The 25,655-nt window shown below is 54.4% G+C and carries 24 protein-coding genes; 13 read left to right on the top strand and 11 right to left on the bottom strand.

All coding sequences use genetic code 11. From position 1 onward, the window contains the following. Positions 1-30 precede the first annotated feature (30 nt). Together K5Y32_RS05855 and K5Y32_RS05850 are read left to right on the top strand one after the other, a co-directional pair. On the top strand, positions 31-1,197 hold the full coding sequence (locus K5Y32_RS05855) for a methionine aminotransferase (protein ID WP_222182171.1): 1,167 nt from the start codon (positions 31-33) through the stop codon (positions 1,195-1,197). 16 nt (positions 1,198-1,213) lie between these two features. Beyond that, positions 1,214-1,993: a transporter substrate-binding domain-containing protein gene (locus K5Y32_RS05850; protein ID WP_110866208.1), complete on the top strand. Its 780-nt coding sequence runs from the start codon at positions 1,214-1,216 to the stop codon at positions 1,991-1,993. Between the two features lie 34 nt (positions 1,994-2,027). On the opposite strand, the gene pepT is transcribed toward K5Y32_RS05850, so the two are convergent. Next, positions 2,028-3,254: a peptidase T gene (gene pepT, locus K5Y32_RS05845; RefSeq protein ID WP_222182169.1), complete on the bottom strand. Its 1,227-nt coding sequence runs from the start codon at positions 3,252-3,254 to the stop codon at positions 2,028-2,030. A gap of 126 nt (positions 3,255-3,380) precedes the next feature. Here pepT and K5Y32_RS05840 point away from each other — a divergent pair, with 126 nt between their 5' ends. Further along, positions 3,381-4,976 carry an ABC transporter substrate-binding protein gene (locus K5Y32_RS05840; protein WP_192234519.1) on the top strand — a complete coding sequence of 532 codons (1,596 nt, stop codon included), beginning with the start codon at positions 3,381-3,383 and terminating at the stop codon, positions 4,974-4,976. Between the two features lies 1 nt (position 4,977). Here K5Y32_RS05840 and K5Y32_RS05835 read toward each other — a convergent pair whose 3' ends face one another. Next, positions 4,978-5,904: a LysR family transcriptional regulator gene (locus K5Y32_RS05835; RefSeq protein ID WP_137385838.1), complete on the bottom strand. Its 927-nt coding sequence runs from the start codon at positions 5,902-5,904 to the stop codon at positions 4,978-4,980. A 148-nt stretch (positions 5,905-6,052) separates the two neighbouring features. Here K5Y32_RS05835 and K5Y32_RS05830 point away from each other — a divergent pair, with 148 nt between their 5' ends. Then, the gene (locus tag K5Y32_RS05830; RefSeq protein ID WP_222182167.1) at positions 6,053-7,474 is read left to right on the top strand and encodes a M20 family metallopeptidase; all 1,422 of its coding nucleotides are present in this window, start codon (positions 6,053-6,055) and stop codon (positions 7,472-7,474) included. After that, positions 7,471-8,745 (top strand): MFS transporter, encoded by a 1,275-nt coding sequence (locus K5Y32_RS05825; protein WP_222182165.1) that lies wholly within the window; start codon positions 7,471-7,473, stop codon positions 8,743-8,745. The genes K5Y32_RS05830 and K5Y32_RS05825 overlap by 4 nt, the downstream gene beginning before the upstream one ends. A gap of 599 nt (positions 8,746-9,344) precedes the next feature. Here K5Y32_RS05825 and aldA read toward each other — a convergent pair. From aldA to K5Y32_RS05810, 3 genes are all read right to left on the bottom strand, one after another. Beyond that, positions 9,345-10,781: an aldehyde dehydrogenase gene (gene aldA / locus K5Y32_RS05820; RefSeq protein ID WP_222182163.1), complete on the bottom strand. Its 1,437-nt coding sequence runs from the start codon at positions 10,779-10,781 to the stop codon at positions 9,345-9,347. A 202-nt stretch (positions 10,782-10,983) separates the two neighbouring features. Beyond that, on the bottom strand, positions 10,984-11,082 hold the full coding sequence (locus K5Y32_RS05815) for a YoaK family small membrane protein (protein WP_008108862.1): 99 nt from the start codon (positions 11,080-11,082) through the stop codon (positions 10,984-10,986). A 14-nt stretch (positions 11,083-11,096) separates the two neighbouring features. Next, positions 11,097-11,420 carry a hypothetical protein gene (locus K5Y32_RS05810; protein WP_101764337.1) on the bottom strand — a complete coding sequence of 108 codons (324 nt, stop codon included), beginning with the start codon at positions 11,418-11,420 and terminating at the stop codon, positions 11,097-11,099. 366 nt (positions 11,421-11,786) lie between these two features. Between K5Y32_RS05810 and rhaT the strand changes: the two genes are divergently transcribed. Then, complete coding sequence (gene rhaT / locus K5Y32_RS05805) at positions 11,787-12,821, top strand: L-rhamnose/proton symporter RhaT (RefSeq protein WP_222182162.1); 1,035 nt, start codon at positions 11,787-11,789, stop codon at positions 12,819-12,821. Positions 12,822-12,848: 27 nt separating this feature from the next. Here the strand turns inward: rhaT and rhaR are convergent, their stop codons facing one another. Next, a complete protein-coding gene (gene rhaR / locus K5Y32_RS05800) occupies positions 12,849-13,715 on the bottom strand; it encodes an HTH-type transcriptional activator RhaR (RefSeq protein ID WP_222182160.1) in 867 nt (288 codons plus the stop codon). 15 nt (positions 13,716-13,730) lie between these two features. After that, positions 13,731-14,552, bottom strand: a complete 822-nt coding sequence (rhaS, locus tag K5Y32_RS05795) for an HTH-type transcriptional activator RhaS (protein ID WP_222182158.1) — start codon at positions 14,550-14,552, stop codon at positions 13,731-13,733. Between the two features lie 290 nt (positions 14,553-14,842). Here rhaS and rhaB point away from each other — a divergent pair, with 290 nt between their 5' ends. Genes rhaB through rhaM form a run of 4 tightly spaced genes read left to right on the top strand, consistent with a single transcriptional unit; the run spans position 14,843 to position 18,721 of the window. Continuing rightward, on the top strand, positions 14,843-16,315 hold the full coding sequence (gene rhaB, locus K5Y32_RS05790) for a rhamnulokinase (RefSeq protein ID WP_222182156.1): 1,473 nt from the start codon (positions 14,843-14,845) through the stop codon (positions 16,313-16,315). After that, a complete protein-coding gene (locus tag K5Y32_RS05785; protein ID WP_222182154.1) occupies positions 16,308-17,564 on the top strand; it encodes an L-rhamnose isomerase in 1,257 nt (418 codons plus the stop codon). Before rhaB ends, K5Y32_RS05785 begins: the two co-directional genes overlap by 8 nt. A gap of 10 nt (positions 17,565-17,574) precedes the next feature. Beyond that, a complete protein-coding gene (gene rhaD / locus K5Y32_RS05780) occupies positions 17,575-18,417 on the top strand; it encodes a rhamnulose-1-phosphate aldolase (protein ID WP_110866196.1) in 843 nt (280 codons plus the stop codon). Continuing rightward, entirely contained in the window at positions 18,407-18,721 is a 315-nt protein-coding gene (rhaM, locus tag K5Y32_RS05775; protein WP_008108878.1) for an L-rhamnose mutarotase, read from the top strand. The genes rhaD and rhaM overlap by 11 nt, the downstream gene beginning before the upstream one ends. A 67-nt stretch (positions 18,722-18,788) precedes the next feature. Here the strand turns inward: rhaM and K5Y32_RS05770 are convergent, their stop codons facing one another. Beyond that, the gene (locus K5Y32_RS05770) at positions 18,789-19,442 is read right to left on the bottom strand and encodes a TetR/AcrR family transcriptional regulator (protein ID WP_222182152.1); all 654 of its coding nucleotides are present in this window, start codon (positions 19,440-19,442) and stop codon (positions 18,789-18,791) included. Between the two features lie 295 nt (positions 19,443-19,737). On the opposite strand from K5Y32_RS05770, the gene K5Y32_RS05765 reads away from it, so the two are divergent. Beyond that, positions 19,738-19,995: a YdgH/BhsA/McbA-like domain containing protein gene (locus K5Y32_RS05765; protein ID WP_101764345.1), complete on the top strand. Its 258-nt coding sequence runs from the start codon at positions 19,738-19,740 to the stop codon at positions 19,993-19,995. 82 nt (positions 19,996-20,077) lie between these two features. Here K5Y32_RS05765 and K5Y32_RS05760 read toward each other — a convergent pair whose 3' ends face one another. The 3 genes from K5Y32_RS05760 to K5Y32_RS05750 all read right to left on the bottom strand — a co-directional run bounded on the left by K5Y32_RS05760 (position 20,078) and on the right by K5Y32_RS05750 (position 23,310). Next, positions 20,078-21,262, bottom strand: a complete 1,185-nt coding sequence (locus K5Y32_RS05760) for a sugar transporter (protein ID WP_101764346.1) — start codon at positions 21,260-21,262, stop codon at positions 20,078-20,080. A 365-nt stretch (positions 21,263-21,627) separates the two neighbouring features. Continuing rightward, entirely contained in the window at positions 21,628-21,885 is a 258-nt protein-coding gene (locus K5Y32_RS05755) for a hypothetical protein (RefSeq protein WP_101764347.1), read from the bottom strand. Between the two features lie 168 nt (positions 21,886-22,053). Next, positions 22,054-23,310 carry an MFS transporter gene (locus tag K5Y32_RS05750; RefSeq protein ID WP_222182148.1) on the bottom strand — a complete coding sequence of 419 codons (1,257 nt, stop codon included), beginning with the start codon at positions 23,308-23,310 and terminating at the stop codon, positions 22,054-22,056. Positions 23,311-23,404: 94 nt separating this feature from the next. On the opposite strand from K5Y32_RS05750, the gene K5Y32_RS05745 reads away from it, so the two are divergent. Together K5Y32_RS05745 and K5Y32_RS05740 are read left to right on the top strand one after the other, a co-directional pair. Further along, positions 23,405-24,301 carry a LysR family transcriptional regulator gene (locus K5Y32_RS05745; RefSeq protein ID WP_222182147.1) on the top strand — a complete coding sequence of 299 codons (897 nt, stop codon included), beginning with the start codon at positions 23,405-23,407 and terminating at the stop codon, positions 24,299-24,301. Positions 24,302-24,435: 134 nt separating this feature from the next. Beyond that, a complete protein-coding gene (locus tag K5Y32_RS05740) occupies positions 24,436-25,653 on the top strand; it encodes an ROK family protein (protein WP_222182145.1) in 1,218 nt (405 codons plus the stop codon). The last annotated feature ends 2 nt before the right edge of the window (positions 25,654-25,655 follow it).

The raw sequence follows: 25,655 nt of genomic DNA, 5'->3' as shown, positions 1-25,655 counted from the left end.
TACGTGGTTATGCAACCTTACGAGGCACCGATGACCTTGAACAGCAGTGTGAACATCTCTTCCAAACAGCCCGATGTCGGCACGACGATTTTTAGCGTCATTGGCCAGCTGTCGGCGCAGCATAAAGCCATTAACCTGTCGCAAGGCGCACCCAACTTCCCGTGTGATCCACAGCTGGTTGAGCTGGTCAGCCAGGCGATGCGTGACGGTCATAACCAATACGCTTCAATGACCGGCCTGCCGTCGCTGCGTGAAGCGCTGGCGGAGAAAGTTCACACGCTGTATGGCCAGCACTATGATGCCGGCAGCGAAGTGCTGATCACCGGCAGCGCCAGCCAGGGCATTTACATGGCGATTTCCGCGCTGGTCCACGCAGGCGATGAAGTGATCTTCTTCGAGCCGGCGTTTGACAGCTACGCGCCGGTGGTCCGTCTGCAGGGCGCTACGCCAATTGGCCTGAAGTTGCAGGTGCCGGATTTCGCCATCAATTGGGACGAACTGCGCGCCACCATTACGCCGCGCACCCGCATGATCATCATCAATACGCCGCACAACCCCAGCGCGCAGGTGCTGTCAGCTGCGGATCTGGATCAGTTAGCCGCGTTGACGCGCAACACCGATATTGTGGTGCTGTCTGACGAAGTCTATGAACACATCCTGTTTGATGGCCGTACGCACTGCGGCATGGCAACGCATCCGGAACTGGCGCAGCGCAGCGTGGTGGTTTCCTCCTTCGGTAAAACCTTCCATGTCACCGGCTGGCGCGTGGGTTATGCGCTGGCACCGGCAGCGCTGATGGAAGAGATCGTCAAAGTCCATCAGTTCATGATGTATGCCGCCGATACGCCGATGCAGGTCGGTTTTGCTCACTATCTGCAAAATCCGAAGAACTATCTGCAGCTGTCGCCGTTCTATCAGGAGAAGCGCGATCGCCTGCTGACCTTGATGGAGGATTCGCCGTTTAAACTGCTGCCGAGCGCCGGTTCGTTCTTTATGTTAGCCAGCTACGGACATTTCAGTGACGAAAGTGATAGCGAAATGGTAAAACGTCTCATCGTCGATCACGGTGTGGCCACCATTCCGCTGTCGGCGTTTTATATGGACGGCACTGACAATAAATTAATTCGCCTGTCATTCGCAAAAGACGACGCAACACTTCAGGCCGGAGCAGAAGCGCTCTGCCAGGTCAAAGGGTAACTTAGGGGTAAATATAATGAAAAAATTGAACGCACTGTTTGTAGCTTTGGGCATGCTGACTTCGGCGCACGCGTTGGCGCAGGAAACCTTACGCTATGGTCTTGAATCGCAGTATCCGCCATTTGAGAGCCGCAACGCGCAGGGCGAACTGGAAGGTTTCGATATCGAACTGGGTAAAGCGATTTGTCAGGTAGGCAACTTCGACTGTAAGTGGGTGGAAAGCAGCTTTGATGCGTTGATTCCGGCGCTGCAGGCGAAAAAATTTGATGCCATTAACTCCGCAATGAACATCACCGAAGCGCGGGCGAAAAGCATCGACTTCACTAAGCCGATCTACCGCATTCCGACCATGTTAATCGTGAAAGAGGGCGAGAAGCTGCTGCCAACCGCCGAATCACTGAAAGGGAAAAACATCGGGGTGCTGCAGGGTTCGATCCAGGAAACCTATGCCAAGAAGCACTGGGAAGCGCAGGGCGTTACAGTGACCTCTTATCAGGATCAGAACCAGGTTTACAACGACATGGTTGCCGGTCGTCTTGACGGCACGCTGGTGATGTCAGCGGCCGGTCAATCGGGCTTCCTCGAAAAGCCGCAGGGTAAAGGTTTCGCCTTTGCCGGCAAGCCGGTAGAAGATGACACTATTCTCGGCACCGGTATCGGTTTTGGTCTGCGTAAAGGCGATGACAAACTGAAACAAGAGCTGGATGCGGCAATCACCAAGGTGCAAGCCGATGGCACCGTCACTAAGCTGGCGGCGAAATTCTTCCCTGGGATTGATGTTTCAGCGAGTAAATAACCTAAAAAAGGTCGCCATGAATGGCGACCTTTTTTTATTTCGCGGCTAAATAACACAACGCTTCGGCCACCTGATACGACTTCACAAATGAGGGAACCGGCAAAAACTCAAAACGCGAATGGAAATTGTGCGCGCCGGTGAAGAAGTTCGGCGTCAATAATCCTTTCGCTGATAGCGCTGCACCGTCGGTGCCGCCGCGCATCGCGATCACTTTCGGCTCCACGCCCACCTGCTGCAGCGCGGCAAAAATCAAATCAATCGCCCGACGATCCTCGCCAATCGCATTACTGATATTGCTGTAAGTGTCGTTAATCGTTAGCGCCACATGGCCGGTGGGATAACGCGCGGCGATTTCATCGGCCACTTCCACCAGTTGCTGTTTCTTCGCATCAAAACCCTGCAAATCGAAATCACGAATCGACGCTTTCAACACCGCACGGCTGGCGTTGGCATTCATATCGTTAAACCAGATATAACCTTCGCGGCCTTCGGTATGTTCGGGGGTTTTTAAGCGATCGAAGCGGGAGATGAAGTCATGCGCCATCAGCAGCGGATTGACCAACACGCCTTTGCCCGACATCGGATGCGCCGGCACGCCGGTGAACACCAGCTCTGCGGCAGCGGCATTGAAGTTTTCATACACCACTTCACCCAGCTCGCAGCAGTCGATAGTCCAGGCGAAATCGACGTTAAAGCGTTGCTCCAGATCCAGCGCTTTAGCGCCGCGCAGGCCAATCTCTTCATCGGGCACAAATGCCACCACGATATCACCGTGATCGCCACGCAGGTTCTCCAGCAGCGTCATCACCACCGTCACCGCCGCTTTGTTATCGGCGCCCAGCACGCTGGTGCCGTCGCTGAAGATAATCTCCTGCCCGAGATAAGGTTGGATCTCCGGATGTTCCGCCACGCGCAGCCAGATGTCCTGCGTGCTGTTGAGGCACAGATCTTCCCCGGTGAACCTGAGGGTTTGCGGGTGGATGTCCGGCGATAGGCCAACATCCACGGTATCAATATGGGTGATAAAACCGATGCGCGGCGCATCAGGGCGATTGCCAGGTTTCACCGCGGTGACCGTGGCGTGCTGGTCAATCACGATATCCTGTAATCCCAGTTCGCCCAGCTCCTTTGCCAGTAACTCCGCCATCGCATGTTGGGACGGCGTACTCGGCAGCGTGGTTGATTTGGCATCGCTCTGGCTGGAAACCGCCAGATAACGGTAGAAACGCTGGGTCAATTGGCTGGCAAGTTGGTCTGTCATCACAATTCCTTATTAGCATTGCGGCGTCTGTAGTACGCGTGCTGGTTAAATCATGTTATTTATTAATCAGATGAACATTACATAACGAAGCAGACTCATGGAAGTCAATAAAAAGCGAGGATCATGATGAAAAAAATGATGGCAAATCTCACTCTCACTGCAATCGGCTTGGCGGTCGCGGGCGGGGTTTCGGCAAAAACGCTGGTGTACTGTTCAGAAGGATCGCCAGAGAACTTTAACCCGCAATTGTACACGTCGGGAACCAGCGTCGATGCCAGCGCGGTACCGATTTTTAACCGACTGGTGGACTTCACGCCCGGCACCACCGAACTGGTGCCGAGCCTCGCCGAGAGCTGGGATATCAGCCCGGATGGTAAGGTCTACACCTTCCATCTGCGCAAAGGGGTGAAATTCCAGAGCAACAAGCTATTTAAGCCGTCGCGCGATTTTAACGCCGACGACGTAATCTTCTCGTTTATGCGCCAGATGGATGCCAAAAACCCCTACCACAATGTCTCCGGCGGTAACTATGCCAACTTCGAAAGCCTCGAGCTGGCGAAGCTGATCACCAGCATTGAGAAGGTCGATGACAATACCGTGCGCATCACCTTAGCTCACGCTGAAGCGCCATTCCTCGCCGACTTAGCCTGGTATTTTGCCTCGATCCATTCGGCTGAATACGCCGACCAGATGTTGAAAGCCGGCACGCCGGAGAAGGTCGATATGGAGCCGATTGGCACCGGGCCGTTTGAGCTGGTGCAGTATCAAAAAGATTCGCGCATTCTCTATAAAGCCTTCCCGGAATACTGGCAGGGCAAGGCGAAGCTCGATCGTATTGTCTTCTCGATCACGCCGGACGCCTCGGTGCGTTATGCCAAGCTGGAGAAAAACGAATGCCAGATTATGCCGTTCCCCAATCCGGCCGATCTGGAGAAGATGCGCACCAATCCCGATTTAACGCTGGAACAGAAATCAGGCCTGAATACCGGTTTCCTGTCGTTCAACACCACCAAAGCGCCGCTGGATAACGTCAAGGTGCGTCAGGCGCTGGCGATGGCGATCAATAAGCAGGCGATCATTGATGCCATCTTCAAAGGTACTGGCACGGTAGCGAAAAACATCCTGCCGCCGGACGTGTGGAGTGCGGATAAAGATCTGAAGGATTACGACTACGATCCGCAGAAAGCCAAAGCGCTGCTGCAGGAGGCGGGGATTAAGCCAGGCACCGAAATCGCCCTGTGGGCGATGCCGGTACAGCGACCGTATAACCCGAATGCGCGACGAATGGCGGAGATGATTCAGGCGGACTGGGCCAAAGTGGGTATCAAAGCCAATATCGTCAGTTATGAGTGGGGCGAATACCTCAAGCGCGTGAAAGGCGGTGAGCATCAGGCGGCGCTGATGGGCTGGACCACGGCGACCGGCGATCCGGATAACTTCTTCGGTCCGCTTTACAGCTGCACCTCCGCAAATGGCGGCTCCAACTCGTCGAAATGGTGTTATCAGCCGTTTGAGAAGATCATTACCGAAGCGCGCGCCGAGCAAAATCACGACAAACGCGTGGCGCTGTATCAGCAAGCGCAGCAGATTATGCATGATCAAATGCCAGCGGTGATGATTGCTCACTCAACCATCTTCGAGCCGGTGCGCAAATCGGTGAGTGGTTATCAGGTCGATCCGTTCGGTAAACACATCTTCTACCCGGTGGATATCAAGAACTGAGTCACGGCTTCCAGCGCTGGCGCAGCGGTTCCTCTAACGCATCCAGCTGTTGCAGCATAAAGGTGAGAAACACATTCAGGGCGGCACTGCGAGGTCGCCCTGATTGCGTCTGCAGCTGCAAGGTGCGCTGGCTCAGCTGATCGATGCCTACCGAGCGCAAAATCAAACCGTGCGTTTCCGCTTCCTGCAGCACGGTAAAGGCGCTGCAAATTGTCACCGCCTGCGGCGTACGCAGCAGGAATTGAAACAGCATCGAAAAGGTATCGCAGGTCATCACCGGCTCAACCAGGCTGCCGTTCATATGGCTGGCGAGCTCAAACAGTTGCCGCACGGTGGTGTTTTGCTGCGGCAAGGCCAGCGGATAGTGACTGAGATCGGCGAGCGTGACCTGCGGCGCGTTGGCCAGCGGATGCGTTTGATGCATCACGATTAATACCGGTGCCGGCCACGAACCCATCACTTCCACACCGCGCTCAGCGTGAAGACTAAATTGCAGCGCCACGTCACACTCGCCGTTGCGCAGCGCTTCCGCCACGCCTTGCGTGCTGGCGACTTTCACATCAAACAGCACGCCCGGATTGTCATTGCGAAAATCTGCGATCAAACGCGGTAGCAGCGTAAATGCCAGCCCATCGGTGCATGCCACGCGAATCAACGTGCGGCGCACCGCTTTCAGTCCCTTAATTTCCGCCAGCGCATACTCCATATCCAGCAGGTTCTTACGTACGTGATGTGCAAAGATTTCGCCCGCTTCGTTCAACACCATGCCGCGCGCGTGACGCGCAAACAGCGGCACGCCAACCTGATTTTCCAGCCGCTGAATTTGCCTGCTGATCGCCGACACCGCCACAAACAGCTGTTCGCTGGCGGCGCTGAGCGAGCCAGTATTAGCGACGGCGAGAAAATAGCGGATTTCACTGCTTAACATGCGGATGCCTCATGGTGGTGCATGCCTCGAAATCGGGCAGGCTAGCTTTGCTATAAAAGCAAATCTTACTCGATAAATTGATAATTGTGGCAAAGCAGTGTTTCCGCAAAGATGCCTTAACGACAAAACAATAAAAGACAGGGCAAACATGACAGCACAACAGGCGGTTCAACAGGCCACCGCTTATTTTGACAGCGGGGAATTTCAACGAATTTTGGCGCGTCGCGTGGCGCAACGTACCGAAAGCCAGCGCGACGATCGTGACAGCGAATTACAGCGCTATTTGCAGGATGAGATCGGCCCGCAGCTGATCGCTCTGGGCTTCACGTTGCATTTCATCGACAACGCGGAAGCTGCTAATCGACCGTTCCTCGTGGCGGTACGCATTGAAGATCCCATGCTGCCAACCTTGCTCAGCTATGGTCACGGCGATGTGGTGTTTGGTGATGATGAAAACTGGCGCGACGGCTTATCGCCATGGCAGATGGTTGAAGAGGGCGATCGCTGGTATGCGCGTGGCAGCGCAGATAATAAGGGTCAGCACTGCGTCAATCTGGCGGCGCTGGAGCAGGTGTTTGCGTTGCGCGGCAGCAGCCTGGGCTTTAACTGCAAAATACTGTTCGAGATGGGTGAAGAGATCAGCTCGCCAGGGCTGGCGCAGTTGTGCCAGCAGCATGGCGAACTGCTGCAAGCCGATCTGTTTATTGCTTCAGACGGTCCGCGTCTCAATGCGGTTCGTCCAACGCTGTTCCTGGGCTCACGCGGCGCGGTTAATTTCCGTTTGACGATCAACGCGCGTGACAACGCCTATCACTCCGGCAACTGGGGCGGATTGTTGAGCAATCCGGGTACGCAGTTGGCCAACGCCATCGCCTCGCTGGTCAACGCGCAGGGCGTGTTGCAGGTTGAGGCGCTGAAACCCAACTCTTTGACGCCGCAGGTGCGCGATATTCTCGGCGATATCGAGGTGGGCGGCATGCCGGGCGATCCCGATATCGATGTGAACTGGGGCGAGCCGGGACTGACGCCAACCGAACGCCTGTATGGCTGGAACACGCTGGAAGTGTTGTCGTTTCTCACCGGCAATCCGGCGCGTCCGATGAATGCTATTCCGGGCAGCGCCACCGCCGTTTGTCAGCTGCGTTTTGTGGTGGGTACCGACTGGGAAAATCTCGCCCAGCATGTGCGCGCCCATCTGCATCAGCACGGTTTTGACTATGTGGACGTGGAGTTTATGCGCGGATCGCCCGCGACACGCCTTGATCCCACCGATCCGCTGGTCAATTGGGTGCTGACCAGCATGGCGGAAACCAGCGGCAAGAAACCGGCGCTGCTGCCTAACCTCGGCGGCTCGCTGCCCAATGACGTGTTCTCCGACATTCTCGGTTTGCCAACCTTGTGGGTGCCGCACTCGTATCCAGCCTGCGGCCAGCATGGCGTCAACGAGCATATGTTGAAATCGATTGCCCGCGAAGGTTTGCAGATTATGACGCGTCTGCTGTGGGATCTCGGCGAGCAGGGAACGGAACTGGTGGCGCAGCATCGTGCGCACGTTGGAGGTGGCCAATGAGTACATTAAATACCACGATGCCGTTGAACGCAGCGAAGCCCAATCTGCACAAAACGCTGTTCGCGACCTGTATCGGTAACGCGCTGGAGTGGTTTGATATCGCCGTGTACGGCTTTTTTGCCAGCTACATTGCGCATGCTTTCTTTCCTACCAGCGATCCGTCGGTTTCAATGTTGCTCACCTTTGGCAGTTTTGGTGTGTCATTCCTGATTCGTCCGCTGGGCGCGATTGTGCTGGGCAACTATGCCGATCGTCACGGTCGAAAAAAAGCGCTGCTGTTATCGATCAACCTGATGATGCTCGGCGGCGCGGTCATCACCTTTATGCCGAGCTACAGCAGCATTGGCCTGATGGCACCGCTGCTGATTTTGCTGGCGCGTCTGGTGCAGGGTTTCTCTGCCGGGGGCGAATTTGGCAGCTCGACGGCGTTCCTGGTTGAGCATTTCCCGGAGCGCAAAGCCTTTATCGCCAGCTGGCAGTTCGCCACGCAGGGCGCCAGTACGTTGATGGCATCGGCGTTTGGCCTCGGACTGACGCAGATTCTCAGCGAAAGCCAGATTCAGGATTGGGGATGGCGTATTCCCTTCGCCTTCGGCCTGCTGATTGGCCCGCTGGGGATCTATATTCGACGTCACGTACATGAACCGGCGAGCTTTGCTGAGCACAAACCGGAAGCCGCGCCGCTGAGAAGTCTGTTTGGTCGCCAGAAGGAGTTGATGCTGTTGGCGATCGGCCTGATGGTGATTTCGACTGCGGTGAACTACATGCTGAACTATGTGCCGACTTACGCCACCAAAAATCTGCACCTGTCGGGCAGCGTGGCGTTTACTTCTACCTTGTTGGCGGGTGTGATTCTGACGGTGGTCACGCCAATTATGGGGTTATGGGCCGAGCGGGTGGGGCGCGTGCCGCTGATGTGGGGATCGTTGATTTTGCTGATCGTCACCATCTATCCGGCGTTTAAGCTGGTGGTTGATCACACCACGCCGACTACGTTGATTTTGCTGGTGTGCTGGATGGCGCTGCTGAAGTCGATCTACTTCTCAACGGTGCCGTCGGTGATGGCGGATCTGTTCCCGATGGGTACGCGCGCCAGCGGCATGGCGATCAGCTATAACGTGGCGGTTACGGTGTTTGGTGGCTTTGCCCCGCTGATTTGTACACTGCTGATTAGCGTGACCGGCACCAGTCTGGCGCCCGGTTATTATCTGATGGCGATGTCGGTGTTAAGCGGCCTGGCGCTGCTGCGCAGCCAGAAGCGGGTTTCATAGAGGTTTCAGGGTTACAGGTCGCCACTTATGGCGTAATGCTTGTCAGCTAAGGCAACGGCGAGTGTGCTGGCCGGGGCCACTTTTGGTCCGGCGGTCCTCGCGCCGCTAGCGCGGTACCTTCACTTCACTCGTCTGCCTGACGGACCGGCGGAGACGGGACGTCCTTGTCCCGGCTCCGCCTTTCGCCCGCGTCCTGCGGGCTCTCCTGGCTTCCTCGCTTCGTTCAGCGCTGCGGATTGCCGGCCCAAAAGCGGCCCCGGCCTGCTCATCAACTTCAGTGCGTATTATTGAAAAGGGCTCATTTGCCAGAGGCGCTGGCGCTTCTGCTGCGGCAAAAGGGCTAATCGAAGCGCTGAGGCTTTTACGTTGGGCCAGGAGCCTCACGCATGGATGCTTGAGGCAGTTCGGGGCCGGCCATGGATGGCCGATCCGCGAACGGTCCGTTGGCACAACGTGGAAGCCGAAGGTACCGCGTTAGCGGCGCGAGGACGGCCCGTGACGCAGCAGATGTGTCAGTGCCCGCACGAATAACAATCCTGAAGAAAAATGCTTTCTTACTAACAAGCATTTCGCTGTTCATGGCTTCTGGAGATCACTATCTACGAGAACTGCAAATACGCCACGTGCGTCTGCAAGAACTCTTCCAAACCGTGACGGCCATCAGCGCCGCCAATGCCCGATTTACGCCAGCCCGCATGGAAGCCTTGCATCGCTTCGAAGTTCTCACGGTTGATATAGGTTTCACCAAACTTCAACTTACGCAGGGCAACCATCGCGGTGTTGAGGTTCTGAGTGTAAATCGATGAGGTCAGACCATATTCACAGTCATTCGCCAGCGCTATGGCTTCATCAAGGGTTTTAAAGGTCATCACTGGCAGCACTGGACCAAAAATCTCCTGCTGCATGATCTCCATATCCTGACGCACGCCCGTGATAATGGTTGGTTCAAAATAGAAGCCTTTGCTGCCTGCACGCTTCCCGCCTAGCACTACTTTGCCGCCATCCGCGACCGCGTTCGCCACTTTCTGCTCAACGCGTTCCAGCGCGGCCGCAGTGATTAGCGGCCCCATATCGATATCGTTTTGCTCGGCCGGATTACCAAACTTCACCTGCTGCATGGCGGTAGTCAGCGCGCTGATAAAGCGGTCGTAGATGCCTTCCTGCACGTAAACGCGCTCAGCACAGTTACACACCTGTCCGCTGTTGATCACGCGAGAGCTAACAATCGCTTTAACCGCCAGATCGAGATCGGCATCATCCATGACGATGGCTGGCGCTTTTCCGCCCAGTTCAAGCGAGACTTTGGTAACATTTTTCGCCGCAGCTTCCATGGTGGCGATACCGGCGTTGACGCTGCCGGTCAGACTGACCAAGCCGACTTTCGGGTTACCTGCCAGCTCCTGACCAATCTCCGGGCCATAGCCGTAAACAAAGTTGATTACGCCTTTTGGCAGACCAATTTCATGGATGATCTGCGCAAAAATCGCCGCATTATTAGGCGTCAGCTCACTTGGCTTGATAACAATGGTATTGCCGGTCACCAGCGCGGGCGCGGCTTTACGTGCAATCAGGAAGAAGGGGAAGTTCCACGGTAGAATACCGGTGGTGACGCCAATCGCCTTCTTGAACACGAAGATGTTTTCGTTGGGACGATCGCTGTTAACGATCTCGCCATCATAACGGCGTGCCCATTCGGCCATGTACTCCAGATAATCAGCAGTAAACAGCACTTCGGTTTGCGCCAGACCTTGAGTTTTGCCGCCTTCGGCGACGATAGTGGCGGTCAGTTCCGGTTCACGCTGACGAATAGCAGCGGCAATTTTGCGCAGCCAGTTGCCGCGTTCAACGGCGGGGAGCGCTTCCCAATCCGGCTGCGCCACTTCAGCAGCGTCGATGGCCTGCGCGGCGTCGTGTTTACTGCCTTCCGGCACGCGCGACAATAATGCCTCAGTTGCCGGGTTAATCACTTCTATCCACTTGTCGTTCTGAACGGCAACAAACGCGCCATTAATGTAATGTTGATGGTGTGTTGTCATGTGCAGGTTCTCCGCGATCGGTTTCGTTAAAGATTTGTGAAGTGCAGAGTGAAACAGATCAAGGTGCAGTACCTTTTTGCTATTGCCAATGCAACTTGAGGGATGGCAAAGAAGGGAAGAACAGCACGACAGACGCAGCATTCCTGGCGAAATGCCGCGCTTTCAGCGGCTTAGAGGCGATTCAACGTATGTTAAATAAATGTCAGGAACCTGGCATCGCCGCGCCGCTGGCAATAAACCACGCCAAAAAACTGACGCCAGCAATGATGATGGCAATAGGGAAAAGCAGTCCGATTTTCATAGTTATCCCGAGAGTTAAGCGATCTGCACGATCGCGCGATGGGTTTTCATCATACTGAACAACTGGAATTGCGTGGCGTCGTCGACCTGACGCAGATGCTCACCTTTCTGATAATGAATTGCATGAACGTGACCCAGCTGTCGCCACACCACAATCACCGAAGCCAGCAGGGCGCAATTCTCCTCGCTCTGCACGCAATCCAGTGTGGCGTAATGTGCTTCATCTAATCCATTAATAAAGACGTTCAGCGCCTGCGCCGGCACGATGGCCCGGATGTCATCCAGCATCACGCGGCTCACCGATTGTGACAGCAACAGCCGCAATCTTTTGGTATTCATCTCAATCCTTCGTCCTGATGATTTTCCCAACGTTATACGGATTAAACGCCTGCGGGGAAAGTCTGGTACGCGGCTTTGTGTGACTGCCATGTTAACTGTTGCAGTGGCAGTGGATCAAAAACTGTGCTGATCGGCACAGCATAATAGAAAAATATGCTGAAGAATAAGCCACTTATAAAAATCACCCCGTGACCTGCCTGCAAATGCGATTTTGTGATCCTTATGTTGACGACCCACCGAATTTTGCCAGCAACCTCCGCATTCCGGCAGCCATCCAAAGGCTGACGAAAAGCTGCTCACCGTAGACTGCCGGTAATCGGGAAACCGCCGGTTTCCTGTTGGCCTCAACCTTACGAAGGAATAACAATGAACAGTGCCATCATTGCAGGTATTTTCTGGCATCTAGTGGGTGCCGCCAGTGCCGCCTGTTTTTATGCTCCATTTAAGCAGGTGAAAAAGTGGTCCTGGGAAACGATGTGGTCGGTAGGCGGCGTCATGTCGTGGCTGATTCTTCCCTGGGCAGTCAGTGCGGTATTACTGCCGAACTTCTGGGCGTATTACGGCAGCTTTAGTTTCTCTCAACTGATGCCGGTATTTCTGTTTGGCGCCATGTGGGGCATCGGTAACATCAACTACGGTTTGACCATGCGCTACCTCGGGATGTCAATGGGCATCGGTATTGCCATCGGTATCACTCTAGTGGTGGGAACCCTGATGACACCGCTGCTACAAGGCCGCTTTGTCGAGCTGTTCAGCTCACCCGGCGGACGCATGACGCTGCTCGGCGTGTTAGTTGCGCTGATCGGCGTGGGGATTGTATCGCGTGCCGGTCTGTTAAAAGAGCGGGCGCTGGGCATCAATGCCGAAGAGTTCAACCTGAAAAAAGGGCTGATTCTGGCCGTGATGTGTGGCATCTTTTCGGCCGGCATGTCGTTTGCGATGGATGCCGCTAAGCCGATGCATGAAGCCGCAGCCAATCTGGGCATCAATCCACTCTATGTTGCGTTGCCAAGCTATGTGGTGATTATGGGCGGTGGTGCGTTAATCAATCTGGCTTACTGCTTTATCCGTCTGGTGGTAAAAACCGATATTTCTGTACGCCGTGATTTCTCCGTCGCTAAACCAATGCTGCTGGCCAATATCGCGTTTGCTGTGCTGGGCGGCACCATGTGGTATCTGCAGTTCTTCTTCTACGCCTGGGGACACGCCAAAATTCCGGCACAGTATGACTTCATCAGCTGGATGCTGCATATGAGCCTCTACGTGCTTTGCGGTGGTTTGGTTGGTCTGGTACTAAAAGAGTGGAAATCGGCGGGTCAACGTCCGGTTCGCGTTCTGTCACTGGGTTGTGTGGTGATTATCATTGCTGCCAACATTGTTGGATTAGGCATGGCAGCCTGATGTATAGCCTGACGCCGCTACGGCACGTCAGGCCTTCACTTTCTCTGTTGAGAGTTCACGCTGCGGCAGGAAACGCTGCCGCCAGGCGCTCGGCGTTAAACCGGTTTCCCGCGTAAACACCACCGAAAAGTAGTTACTGTCATCGAAGCCGCAACGCGCGGCCACTTCACTGATTAAGCAATCCTGCGTCCGCAGCAGATACTTCGCCTGACACAGCTGTAGTTGCCGCAGATAGTGTCCCACGGTCATACCGGTTTGCTGGCGAAACAGTTGCTTCAACGCGCGCTCGCTCAACTGATTCTGCTGGCAAAACACCGCCAAATCGAACGGACGGCTGATGGCACCCTGCAATGCCGACATCAGCAGATCCAGTTGTTCTCCCTCAGGTAACGCCCAGGGCCGATCGGCAGCATAACCGTGACGGCGCAAAATCAGCGCGAGTTGCAGAAACAGCGCTTCAGAGAGTTGAATTGATAGCGAATCACTTTTGCGGCTTTCGCGTTCCAGCTGGCTAATCACACCGCGCGCTAACGCCATTCCGCGAGTGGTCAAACGCCAGCAGCCCGGCGAATCTTCTTCTTGCGGCGGCAACAACTGGCTCCAGTCAAGGCCAAGGCGAAAGCGATCGCGGCAGTAAAGAATGTTATCCAGCGCCAGATCGTTGACGCTGTCATAGCTGTGGCAGTCGTTATCGTGAATGTAAAAAACGTCGCCGCAGGTTACCAACCATGGACGATCGTTCAACACATGCAGGCCGTTACCGCGCCAGACGATAACGATTTCACTGAATTCATGACGGTGCGGAGGAAAGGAGGGCTGCGGCATGCGCTCGGCCACCGCAATCGGCAGATTGGTGGCCGGAAAATAGTCTTCGCGCGTTAAGATCAGCGACATGAGGAAACGCTCCAGTTATAGCATCTGCTGGCGCTCCGCTCTGGGCGCACAGCCAAATTCCCGCCGGAACAGCGTGGAGAAGTGGTTGCTGTCACCAAATCCACACTGGTAGGCGATGTCTGTAATGCGCATATCGCTATGACGCAGTAAATGCCGTGCCTGTAACAGGCGAAGCCGATTAAGGTAACGCTGCGGTGTATTACCGGTTTGCTGCTTCATCTGGCGGTGCAGAGTGCGCAGCGACAATGAAAAACGATCGGCTAATGCATCCCACACAATCTCTTCACTGTAGTGCTCATTGAGCCAGTCGAGCAACCGATGTAAGCGTGCTTCCTGATCCTGTAATTGATCGTTGTGAGCCGCTTCGCGCAACAACACCAGCAGTTGCAGAAAAAGTTGCTCCTGGCGTGCGTGACGTTCCAGCGACCACACATCTTGCTGCTTCATCTGCGTAACGATTTGCAGCGCCTGCGCCATCACCTTGTGATTAATGCGCCAGTGCGACGCGTAGTGATCCTCTTCTTCGCGCGGCAGGAGCGCCTGCAAACCCGAGAGAAAACGAAATGACGCCGGACTGCGATACAGCACGTTGGTCAGGCACAAATTTTCCGTTTGCTCATAAAGATGACGATCGTGATCGCGCACAAAGCATACGCATCCTGCGGATAAAGCTTGTGGCTGACCGTTAAACACATGAATGCCAGAACCGTGTTCCACCAACACGATTTCATGGAAATCATGATGGTGCTCCGGAAATGCCTGCTGCGGCACACGCGGCTCGATGGCGATGGCGTAATTCCCTTCAGGGAAGAAATCTGCGCTATGTAGAACGGTCATGATTCGCCTCTTAATTAACTCAACCGTTGCCGAGTCTACGCAGGCGCCCCGCACCTTACCTTGAATTTTCATCTTAGTGACGCAGGAAAATGGCTAATTTTTCAAGATCTCACCGGCGATTGACAGAAATGCGGCAAGGCTCACATCTCGCCACTTGTGTGGTTCTGTGAGCTTTCTCACGAACTTCTTTGTCAGCCTGCCAGTGACTATTACGCACTGGCAGTAAGGGGAAGGTGGCAAAAAGCGGAGATTTCTAATCTGTAGTCATCTCATTACAGGAAGAACACGCCATGAGTATGCGTAACATTGTTGCCATTGATTTAGGCGCATCCAGCGGGCGCGTGATGCTCGCACAATGGAGTTCAGCGAATCAGCAGATCAGCCTGCGCGAAGTGCGTCGCTTCACCAATCAGCGTGTGCGCCGTGCAGATTATGATTGTTGGGATTTGGAGCGACTGGAGCAAGAGATTCGTTTAGGGCTGGCCCAGCTTGATGATGAAGGCATTGTGCCGGACAGCATTGGCATCGATACCTGGGGCGTTGATTTGGTGTTGCTGGATGCCAACGGTAAACGCGTCGGCGAGGCGGTAAGTTATCGAGATAAGCGTACAGAAGGGCACATGGCTCAGGCCATTAACGATCTCGGCAAAGGTGCAATCTATCAGCGCACCGGCATTCAATTCTTGCCGTTCAACACCCTTTATCAACTGCACGCACTGCATCAGCAGCAGCCAGATTGGCAGGAAAAAGTGCAGCATGCGCTGATGATTCCTGACTATCTGCACTATCGCCTTACCGGCCAGATGAACTGGGAATACACCAACGCCACCACCACACAACTGCTTAATATTCACAGCGGCGAATGGGACAGCGATTTGCTTGCGTGGGCTGGCGTGCCAGCTAAGTGGTTCGGCAAACCCACATCGCCAGGTAACACTGTCGGTTACTGGACCAGCGCCAGCGGCAACCACATTCCGGTGATCGCGGTTGCGACTCACGATACGGCGAGCGCGGTTTTGGCCACCCCGTTAATGCAGGATGATGCCGCTTATCTCAGCTCGGGAACCTGGTCACTGATGGGAATTGAGAGCTTGCAGCCTTGTGTCAGCACGGCGGCGCTCAATGCCAACGTAACCAATGAAGGTGGAGCAGAAGGCTACCGCGTTCTGAAAAACATTATGGGTTTGTGGCTGCTGCAACGTGTCTGCACCGAGCTGCAAATTACCGATCTCTGTTCGCTGATCAAAGAAGCCGCAAAAGAGCCCGCCTGTCGTGCGCTGGTTAACCCCAATCATAGTCGTTTTATCAATCCAGACAGCATGGTTCAGGAGATTCAAAACGCCTGCGCCGAACAGAACATGCCCGTGCCGCAGACGCCGGCTGCGCTGGCTCGCACCATCTTCGACAGTCTGGCCTTGCTCTATCGCCAGGTGATTGGCGAACTCGGCACACTGCGCGCGGCACCGCTGCGTCAACTGCATGTGGTGGGCGGCGGCAGTCAGAACCCGCTGTTAAATCAATTGTGTGCCGATGCCTGCCAGCTGCCGGTATTGGCGGGGCCGATTGAAGCCTCGACGCTCGGCAACGTCGGCTGCCAGCTCATTGCTTTGGGCGAACTGCGTGACGTCAGCGATTTACGCCGCTGCATTAGCCAAAACTTCCCGTTAGAAAAATTTGAACCGTTGAACAACAGCGCCTTCGCTGCCCATCAGGCACGCTTTACCGCGCTCAGCCAACCTGCTAAGGAACTTGCATATGACTAAGCTGATTGAACAGGCCTTCGAACTGGCCAAACAACGTTACGCCGCCATCGGTGTGGATGTGGAACAGGTAATGGCGCAGCTGGATGGCATTCCGGTCTCGATGCACTGCTGGCAAGGCGATGACGTACGCGGCTTCGAAAATCCCAACGGTGAACTGACCGGCGGTATTCAGGCCACCGGCAACTATCCGGGACGTGCACGTAATGCTGATGAGCTGCGCTCTGATGTTGAAAAAGCGATGTCACTCATTCCCGGAGCAAAACGCCTCAACCTGCATGCGATTTATCTGGAGAGCGATAAGCCGGTCGATCGTGATGCGATTGAACCGAAACACTTCAGCAATTGGGTAGAATGGGCCAAAACGCACAAGCTGGGCCTCGATTTTAATCCAAGCTGCTTCTCACATCCGCTGAGCGCCGATGGTTTTACGTTGTCACACGCCGACAAAGGGATTCGTCAGTTCTGGATCGATCACTGCAAGGCCAGCCGTCGTATCTCTGCACACTTTGGTGAGCAACTGGGTACTGCATCCGTTATGAATATCTGGGTGCCGGACGGAATGAAAGATCTCACCGTCGATCGTTTAGGACCGCGTCAACGCCTGGCGAGTGCGCTTGATGAAGTGATCAGTGAAAAAATCAATCCTGCGCACCACATTGATGCGGTAGAGAGCAAACTGTTTGGCATCGGCGCAGAGAGCTACACCGTGGGTTCCAATGAATTCTGCCTGGGTTATGCCAGCAGCCGCCAGACCGCGCTGACTCTGGACGCCGGCCACTTCCATCCAACCGAAGTGATTTCCGACAAAATTTCCACGGCCATGCTCTATGTGCCGCGCCTGCTGCTGCACGTAAGCCGTCCGGTGCGCTGGGACAGCGATCACGTGGTGATTCTCGACGATGAAACCCAAGCCATCGCTACCGAGATCGCGCGCCACAAATTGTTCGACAAGGTGCACATCGGTCTCGACTTCTTCGATGCGTCGATCAACCGCATCGCGGCGTGGGTAATTGGGACACGCAATGCCAAAAAAGCGCTGCTGCGTGCTCTGCTGGAACCTACCGACCAGTTACGCAAGCTAGAGAGCGAAGGGGATTACACCGGCCGCCTGGCGATGCTGGAAGAACAAAAATCGTTGCCGTGGCAAGCGGTGTGGGAAGCCTGGTGTCTGCGCCACGATGTCCCTGCTGATGCTAGCTGGCTGAGCGAAGTCCGTCATTATGAACAACAAACACTGCGTCAACGTTAAGGGACACACCATGCAAAATATTCTCTCTTCCGCTTTTGTTCAGGGAATGGTTAAAGCGACCAGCGACATGTGGTTGAAGGGCTGGGATGAACGTAACGGCGGCAACGTCAGCTTACGTTTACTGCCGGAAGAAGTTAAAGATTTCGCCGGTGATTTCTATGCCGAGCCGCGCTGTATTGAGCTAACCAAACCTGCTCCAGCACTGGCCAATGATTGGTTCCTGGTCACCGGGTCGGGTAAGTTTTTCCGTAACGTTCAGCTCGACCCGGCCGACTGTCTGGCGCTGCTTCAGGTGGATGACAAAGGCTTGTCATACAAAATCCATTGGGGTTTGAGTAACGGCGGCCTGCCAACATCAGAGTTGGCAGCTCACTTCCAGTCGCACAGCGTGCGCAAGCAGGTCTCAAACGGCGTTGATCGCGTCATCATGCATTGCCACGCCACCAACTTTATGGCGCTGAGCTATGTGGTCGATCTGGATTCCGCACGCTTCACACGCCTGTTGTGGGAAGGCAGCACCGAATGTCTGGTGGTGTTCCCGGATGGCGTAGGTATTCTGCCATGGATGGTGCCCGGTACCGATGGAATTGGTCAGGCAACGGCAGACGCAATGGCAAATCACAGCATTGTGATGTGGCCGTTCCATGGCATCTTTGGCGCGGGTCCAAACCTCGACGAGACTTTCGGCCTGATCGATACGGCGGAGAAATCCTCCGAAGTGGTGGTAAAAGCGCTGTCAATGGGCGGTATTCGTCAAAGCATCACTACTGAGCAGCTGATCGCGCTGGGTGAACGCTTCAACGTTAAGCCGTGGCAAGCCGCGCTGCAGGCGGAGCGCAGCGATGTTGCGTAAAGCCTTTGTGATGCAGGTGCATGCACACTGCCACGATGAGTATCTGCGCCGTCATACGCCAATTTGGCCGGAGCTGGCTGAGACGCTAAAAGCGCATGGCGCGCACAATTACGCTATCTGGCTGGATGCTGAACGCAATCTGCTGTTTGCCAGCGTGGAAATTGAGTCTGAAGCGCGCTGGGAAGCAGTGGCAAAAACGGAAGTGTGTCAGCGCTGGTGGGCATCGATGAAGGATTTAATGCCATCGAATCCGGATAACAGTCCGGTGAGTGCAGCGTTGAAACCGATGTTTTTCCTGCCTTAACGCTCGCTCACCTCAGTATTTGTATGGAGGCAATAATTTTAGGCCGACACGGAAGTCGGCCTGAATTTTATTTGGTGCTCAATTCACAATATCCCGCCAGAGCGGGCCAGATTGCCATCTGCGTATCCACGATCTGGTCAAGGTCCTCACGATTAGCGCCTTCACGCGCACGCACCGACATTCCCTGCAGTAAACACGCCAGGTAGCGGGCTAACCTTGCACTATTGGCACATTGCGGTAACTCGCCGCGCTGCTGCCGGGTATCAAGAAATGCTTTTAACGCTGATTCCTGCGCGTGATGCTGTTGAGCCAGCATTTGCGCCACTTCTTCTGAGCCGGAAGAGAGCGCGCTCGAGGTACAAATAAAGAAACAGCCAGCAGGCTTATCACATTCGGTGAAGCATGCGGCGGTTGCGCGAAAATAGGCTTCAATGGCCGTTTTCACGTCTAAAGCATCATCATTTAGCACGGCGTTGCGCTGCGCGCTGAACGTTTCAATGTATCGCTGCATCGCCGCACGGAATAACCCTTCTTTATTTTCAAACTCAGCATAAAGGGTTGGGGCCTTAGCGCCGGTAGCGTTAACCAAATCGGACAGCGAAGTGCCTTCATAGCCATGCGCCCAGAACAACATCAATGCCTTGTCCAGGGCATCGTTGCGATCAAACACTTTCGGACGGCCGCGCGTTTTCCTGTTCACCACATCGATAACTTCTGTCATTGGGCACCTCAAAGCGTAAAAACACCCCATTAAATTACCGATCATTAAATAAATATGCAAGCGCAGCCCGGAATGAGTCTATTCGTCTTTGCCCGTTTGTGCTTTTGGCTGGCGCAAGCACCCAAATGGATAAGTTAAAAAGGGCTGGGAAGCCCATAATCACGCCACTTCCGATTAAAATAATGACCGTTAATAAAATGATTGACGCGCGGACCCATTCGGCAGTAGCATTTAATTAACGGTTGTTAACTTAATCGCGACCGACCCCAATTCACCTGTTTAAGAGAGCAAAACTATGAAAAGCATCAAACTGACTTTGGCCGCTGTAGCATTGTCTTCAATCGCGTTTGGTAGCATGGCTGCAGACTTAGTAAACGAAGCGCCGCTGAATCAACAACAAATTGGTGTGGTTAGCGCATCAGGTAGCACTAACCTGACATCGCTGGAGAATCAGCTAGCGGAAAAGGCCAGTGCTGCCGGAGCAAAGTCATTCCGCATCACTTCGACCTCTGGCAACAACAAGCTAAATGGCACAGCAGTAATTTATAACTAAGAGAATTGAGCGGAGGTCAATTAAGCATTCCGCAGGAAGTGTTTAAAAGGCTTCAGAAGATAACCTTCTGAAGCCTTTTTTCTTATCCGTTAGAACGCAGCTGAGGATAGCGGCGGAAGATAGCGATACACCAGAACAGTGCGGCAAGGCCAATAATGCCGCCGACGTTACCGACATCCGACATTTGCATATGCAAACTGACCTGATTACCCAGTAGCGCACCCGCGCCGATACCGATGTTGTAGATACCCGAGAACAGCGACATCGCGACGTCGGTGGCATCCGGTGCCAGCGCCAAAACGCGCACCTGCATCGCCAGACCAATCATCATCATTGCCATGCCCCAAACGATGCACAGCACGGTGATTGCAGCGGGACGTACAGCAGCAAACACCAGCAAGCCCATGCTTAGCGTGATCATCGCAATCGCGGCGATCAGCATCGCAGAAGGGAATCTATTGCCCAGCGTACTAAACAGCACGCTGCCGAGAATGCCCGCTGATCCAAACAGCAGTAACAGCAGCGTGGTGAAATTATCATCGGCATTAGCCACCACCTGCATAAACGGTTCGATGTAGCTGTAAGCGGTGTAATGCGCCGTCACCACCACGGTAACCAGAACGTACATTGCCACCAGCGCCGGACGGCGGAATAGCATCGGAACGCTGCTCAGTGAACCCGTGTGCTCGCTCGGCAGACGCGGCAGTATGCGCATCAGCAAAATCAGCAATACCAAAGCAGACAAGCCGATCATGCCGAAAGTAGTGCGCCAGCCAAGATATTGACCGACGATACGCCCAATCGGCACGCCCAGCACCATCGCCAGCGCGGTACCGGTTGCCAGCATACTCAACGCCTGAGTTTTCTTGCCTGCAGGCGCCACGCGAATGGCCAGCGAAGCGGTAATTGACCAGAACACGGCGTGCGCTAAGGCAATACCGATGCGCGAGATAACCAGTGAGGTGAAATCCCATGCCAAAGACGAGAGCACATGGCTGGCAACAAACACAATGAACAACACCGCCAACAGCAGGCGACGCTCAATATTGCGCGTTAACAGCATCAACGGCAGTGACAATAGCGCGACAACCCACGCGTAGATGGTCAGCATAATGCCAACATCGGCAGTCTTCATGTCATAGCTGGCGGCGATATCCGACAGCAGACCGACAGGCACGAATTCTGTGGTGTTAAAGACAAAAGCAGCAATAGCCAGCAGTACAACGCGTAGCCAGGCCGTTTTACGGGAAACAGTAGTAGATTGCATGGAGTTCAAATCAGTCAGACGGCAAATGAAAGGGCAAAAAGCACCCCAGAAAGTGACCGGAGTCACAAATTGCCGCTATTGTGGAGCATTAATGAGCGGAGGGAAACCGTTTGTCGGGCTTTTATTACTGAATATTTTTTATCAAGAGTGGCGTAATTAATAGCCTGAGGTTTTTAAGCTTTCTGTCATCAATACGAGAGCGAGCAAGATTAACAACGGGGGAGAAAGAGGCAACTGGACCTGACGCCACCTTGAGCGCCTTAAGGTCCAGTTATTATTACACTTAAATTTATAATTATTATGAAACGCCGCAGTGCTGCTTAACAAAAGAGTTAGGTCTGCTGACCACTCTCACATCATGATTATCAGAGTCGCACCATATGTTTTAGTGCCACACTATTCTGAGTCGTCATGTTTTTTTTTAACCCCACCGGACAGCAGTGCTCGCAGCCCAGCGCGCTGGCATAAAATTTACGCGCTTGCTGAATGGCGGCATTTGGCGTGTAGAAAGTCCCAAGGAAACGGCGTGCCTCATCGGCGGGTAGGTACGGGCATCCCGTTGCGTGTACTACATGGTTGTCGTTATAGCCGGCATGCTTATCGACGTAATAATAGAGTCCCATCTATCGTCCTCATTGCTGTGAAATAATAAAAGTCTAACTATTGTTGGAATGGAATGAATTATAGCGACGATTGGCCGTTTTGTTTTATCTGGGACTGTGAGATCACCGGATGGCGTGGACTTGATGAGAGAACGGGGCGCATTAGCCCCGTTTAACAGATGAAAGGTATTACAGTTTCCGGCACTGCAATCGCCAGCCGACCAACAAAGCCATTAATAATAGCAAGCTAATGAATGCCGTAACGCCCATCCAGCCATAGCTGTGCCAGAACACGCCGCCCAATGTACCCGCCACGCTGGATCCAACGTAATAGCTAAACAGATAGAGTGACGATGCCTGGCCTTTAGCCCGACGCGCACGCGGGCCAATCCAGCCGCTGGCAACAGAGTGCGCCGCAAAAAATCCGGCGGTGAACAACATCATGCCGGGTAAAATCAGCCACAGTGAGTTAAACGCCGTCAGCAGCAATCCCGTCAGCATAATCGCAGTTGCGCCAATCATCACCGGACCGCGTCCAAAGCGGCTGGTCATCGCGCCGGCTTTCGGTGAACTCCAGGAGCCGGTCAGATAGACCACCGACAGCAATCCCACCACCGCCTGGCTCAGCGACCAGGGCGCACTCAGCAGGCGATAGCCGATGTAGTTGAACAGCGTGACGAACGCGCCCATCAGCAGGAAGCCCTCAGCGAACAGCAGCGGTAATCCTTTATCGCGCCAGTGTAAACGGAAGTTGATCAGCAAACTACGCGGACGCAGCGAAGCTGGACGGAAATGACGCGATGCAGGCAGGATTTTCCAAAACATCAGCGCGCCCGCCAACGCGAAACAGCCAATCACGCCCACCGCAACGCGCCACGAGAAGAAATCGGTCAATACGCCCGTCAACAGGCGTCCGCTCATGCCGCCAATCGAGTTACCGCTGATGTACAGCCCCATGGAAAAGGCGATAACGCGTGGATGTATCTCTTCACTCAGATAGGTCATGCCAACCGCCGCAACCCCGCTCAGCGATAAGCCAATCAGCGCGCGCATCAGCAAAATCCCCTGCCAACTACTCATGGTGGCGGAAATCAAGGTACAGATAGCCGCGAGCAACAGCGCGGTAACCATCACCGATTTACGCCCAATCGCATCCGACAGCGGCCCGGTAAACAGCAATCCGAATGCCATTAAGCCGGTCGATAGCGAGAGAGAAATACTGCTTTGCGCTGGAGAAACACCAAACTGTTGCGATAACACCGGCAAAATGGGCTGCACGCAATACAGCAGGGCGAAAGTGGCAAGACCGGCAGAGAACAGCGCCAGCGTAACGCGCATAAATTGCGGCGATCCGCGTTCAATCCATTCTGAAGGGGTTGCAGCTGGAGCAGGCTTTACGGACAACTCGTCTTCATCGAGTATCACCGCCTGAGAAGAGCGACTCACGGAACATCCTCGTTTGAACAATCATGCCGTTACTGTAGGAAAGGGCGAATAGGTTGTACAATATATTAATAATCTCAAATGAGACTTTTAAAGTATGAATGTTGAGTTGCGTCATTTACGCTATTTCGCTGCCGTCGCGGAGGAACTGCATTTTGGCCGCGCCGCGCAGCGCCTGAATATTTCGCAACCGCCGCTGAGTCAGCAGATCCAGCAACTGGAGCAGGAAATTGGCGCCCAGCTGTTTACCCGCACCAATCGCAGCGTACAGATCACGCCCGCCGGCGCGCTGTTTTTGCAGGATGCGCGTGCCATTTTGTTACAGGTGGAGCAGGCCACCCGCCGCGCCGCACGCGTGCATAGCGGGCAGGAGGGCGAGTTGCGCATCGGCTTTACCTCCTCAGCGCCGTTTACCGGTCTGGTTTCTGACGCGCTGTACCAATTCCGTCAGCGTTGGCCAGAAGTACACATTCAGATGCAGGAGAACAACACGCGGCAGCAGCTTGCGCCACTTCATGATGCTCGACTCGATCTTGGTGTGATGCGCAATACGCCGCTGCCCAGCGATCTGCAGCACCGCGTGTTACTGCGTGAGCCGCTATGCGCGGTAGTGCATTGGGCGCATCCGCTGGCCGATGCAGAGTCGATTTCCATTCAGGCATTAGCCAACGAGCCGTTTGTATTTTTCGATCCGCAAGGCGGCACTGCGTTGTACGGTGAAATCCTGGCGCTGCTGCATCGCTATCAAATCAAACCTTTTATTACGCAGGAAGTGGGCGAGGCGATGACCATCCTTGGTCTGGTGGCGACCGGACTCGGCGTTTCGATTCTGCCGGCGTCATTCAGCCGTGCACGTCTGGCTGATGTGGTGTGGATCCCGTTGCAGGAGAGCGACGCGATTTCTGAAGTTTGGCTGGTCTGGTCAGCGACGCGAGAACCTACGGCGCAAATGACCAATATGATGTCGCTGATGCTGCAAAATGCAGAGAATTGAGTCCGCAGTTGAATGAGGGCCCAAACTTTATGTGCGATAAATCACATTTCTAATCAAATATTTGACGCTGCTGGTCAATCTGCATCACCATAGCTGCTGTTTATTTAGAAGCGCGAAAATAATGGGAGCTGGGCGTGAATCTGTACAGTCAACCTGGTCATATTGATCAGATAAAACAGACCAACGCAGGTGTGGTTTACCGACTGATTGACCTTTACGGCCCGATTTCGCGTATTGAGCTTTCTAAACGTGCCCAGTTAGCACCCGCCAGCATTACCAAAATCGTGCGTGAAATGCTCGATGCCCATCTGGTTCAGGAAACCGAATTTCAGGAGCCGGGCAGTCGCGGTCGTCCCGCAATTGGTTTGATCCTCGATACACTTGCCTGGCACTATCTTGCCGTTCGCATTCAGCCCGGATTCATTACGCTGACGCTGCGCGATCTCAGCAGCCGCGCGCTGCAGGAAGACCGCCTGCCGCTGCACGCCAGCGCCGACAAACCGCTGCTGCAAACCTTGCACGAGACAGTGAATGACTTCTTTATTCGTCATCAAAGCAAGCTAGAGCGTTTGACCGCCATCGCCATTACTTTGCCGGGATTGATTAACGCCGCTTCTGGCGTGGTCCATCGCATGCCGGGTTATGACGTGCAGGATATGCCGCTGGGAGAAACGCTGGCGCAGCGCACCGGTTTGCCGGTGTTCGTGCAGCATGATATTTCCGCCTGGACCTTAGCCGAAGCGCTGTTTGGCGCATCCAGTGGCGCGCAACATGTGATTCAGATTGTGATTGATGAAACCGTCGGCGCGGGCGTGATCAGCGACGGGCAACTGCTGCACAAAAATGGTCGTACGCTGGTGGAAATTGGTCATACGCAAATCGATCCTTACGGCCAGCAGTGTTATTGCGGCAATAACGGCTGTCTGGAAACCGTCGCCAGCATCGGAAGCTTGCTTACTCTCACCGCCCAGCGTTTGCCGTCGCAGCCGGACAGTGTATTGCATCAGACACCGTTGACGATTGAGAGCTTATGCGCAGCCGCGCAGCAGGGCGATCGCCTGGCGCGTGATGTGATTGCGGGCGTCGGACATCATATTGGCCGCATGCTGGCGATGATGGTCAACATCTTTAATCCTCAACAAATCCTTATCGGTTCGCCGCTTAATCAGGCCGCCGATGTGCTGTTTCCTGCGGTGAGCAGTACCATCCGACAACAGGCGTTGCCCGCATATAGCAATGAAATTCAGCTCACACCAACGGCTTTCAGCGATCCCGGCACCTTTGGCGGCGCCGCACTGATAAAAGACGCGCTCTATAGCGGCCATTTATTGGTAAAACTGTTGCAGGGATAATT

The organism is Pantoea sp. DY-15, from assembly GCF_019795935.1.
Classification (GTDB): Bacteria; Pseudomonadota; Gammaproteobacteria; order Enterobacterales; family Enterobacteriaceae; genus Pantoea; species Pantoea leporis.
Note: the sequence above shows the minus strand (reverse complement) of the source record. Positions and strands in the feature narration are given on the sequence as shown.

What these genes read in the sequence shown, in the direction of transcription:
- K5Y32_RS05855 (WP_222182171.1), top strand. Translation starts at nt 31, where the DNA reads ATGACCTTGAACAGCAGTGTGAACATCTCTTCCAAACAGCCCGATGTC.
- K5Y32_RS05850 (WP_110866208.1), top strand. Translation starts at nt 1,214, where the DNA reads ATGAAAAAATTGAACGCACTGTTTGTAGCTTTGGGCATGCTGACTTCG.
- pepT (WP_222182169.1), bottom strand. Translation starts at nt 3,254, where the DNA reads ATGACAGACCAACTTGCCAGCCAATTGACCCAGCGTTTCTACCGTTAT.
- K5Y32_RS05840 (WP_192234519.1), top strand. Translation starts at nt 3,381, where the DNA reads ATGAAAAAAATGATGGCAAATCTCACTCTCACTGCAATCGGCTTGGCG.
- K5Y32_RS05835 (WP_137385838.1), bottom strand. Translation starts at nt 5,904, where the DNA reads ATGTTAAGCAGTGAAATCCGCTATTTTCTCGCCGTCGCTAATACTGGC.
- K5Y32_RS05830 (WP_222182167.1), top strand. Translation starts at nt 6,053, where the DNA reads ATGACAGCACAACAGGCGGTTCAACAGGCCACCGCTTATTTTGACAGC.
- K5Y32_RS05825 (WP_222182165.1), top strand. Translation starts at nt 7,471, where the DNA reads ATGAGTACATTAAATACCACGATGCCGTTGAACGCAGCGAAGCCCAAT.
- aldA (WP_222182163.1), bottom strand. Translation starts at nt 10,781, where the DNA reads ATGACAACACACCATCAACATTACATTAATGGCGCGTTTGTTGCCGTT.
- K5Y32_RS05815 (WP_008108862.1), bottom strand. Translation starts at nt 11,082, where the DNA reads ATGAAAATCGGACTGCTTTTCCCTATTGCCATCATCATTGCTGGCGTC.
- K5Y32_RS05810 (WP_101764337.1), bottom strand. Translation starts at nt 11,420, where the DNA reads ATGAATACCAAAAGATTGCGGCTGTTGCTGTCACAATCGGTGAGCCGC.
- rhaT (WP_222182162.1), top strand. Translation starts at nt 11,787, where the DNA reads ATGAACAGTGCCATCATTGCAGGTATTTTCTGGCATCTAGTGGGTGCC.
- rhaR (WP_222182160.1), bottom strand. Translation starts at nt 13,715, where the DNA reads ATGTCGCTGATCTTAACGCGCGAAGACTATTTTCCGGCCACCAATCTG.
- rhaS (WP_222182158.1), bottom strand. Translation starts at nt 14,552, where the DNA reads ATGACCGTTCTACATAGCGCAGATTTCTTCCCTGAAGGGAATTACGCC.
- rhaB (WP_222182156.1), top strand. Translation starts at nt 14,843, where the DNA reads ATGAGTATGCGTAACATTGTTGCCATTGATTTAGGCGCATCCAGCGGG.
- K5Y32_RS05785 (WP_222182154.1), top strand. Translation starts at nt 16,308, where the DNA reads ATGACTAAGCTGATTGAACAGGCCTTCGAACTGGCCAAACAACGTTAC.
- rhaD (WP_110866196.1), top strand. Translation starts at nt 17,575, where the DNA reads ATGCAAAATATTCTCTCTTCCGCTTTTGTTCAGGGAATGGTTAAAGCG.
- rhaM (WP_008108878.1), top strand. Translation starts at nt 18,407, where the DNA reads ATGTTGCGTAAAGCCTTTGTGATGCAGGTGCATGCACACTGCCACGAT.
- K5Y32_RS05770 (WP_222182152.1), bottom strand. Translation starts at nt 19,442, where the DNA reads ATGACAGAAGTTATCGATGTGGTGAACAGGAAAACGCGCGGCCGTCCG.
- K5Y32_RS05765 (WP_101764345.1), top strand. Translation starts at nt 19,738, where the DNA reads ATGAAAAGCATCAAACTGACTTTGGCCGCTGTAGCATTGTCTTCAATC.
- K5Y32_RS05760 (WP_101764346.1), bottom strand. Translation starts at nt 21,262, where the DNA reads ATGCAATCTACTACTGTTTCCCGTAAAACGGCCTGGCTACGCGTTGTA.
- K5Y32_RS05755 (WP_101764347.1), bottom strand. Translation starts at nt 21,885, where the DNA reads ATGGGACTCTATTATTACGTCGATAAGCATGCCGGCTATAACGACAAC.
- K5Y32_RS05745 (WP_222182147.1), top strand. Translation starts at nt 23,405, where the DNA reads ATGAATGTTGAGTTGCGTCATTTACGCTATTTCGCTGCCGTCGCGGAG.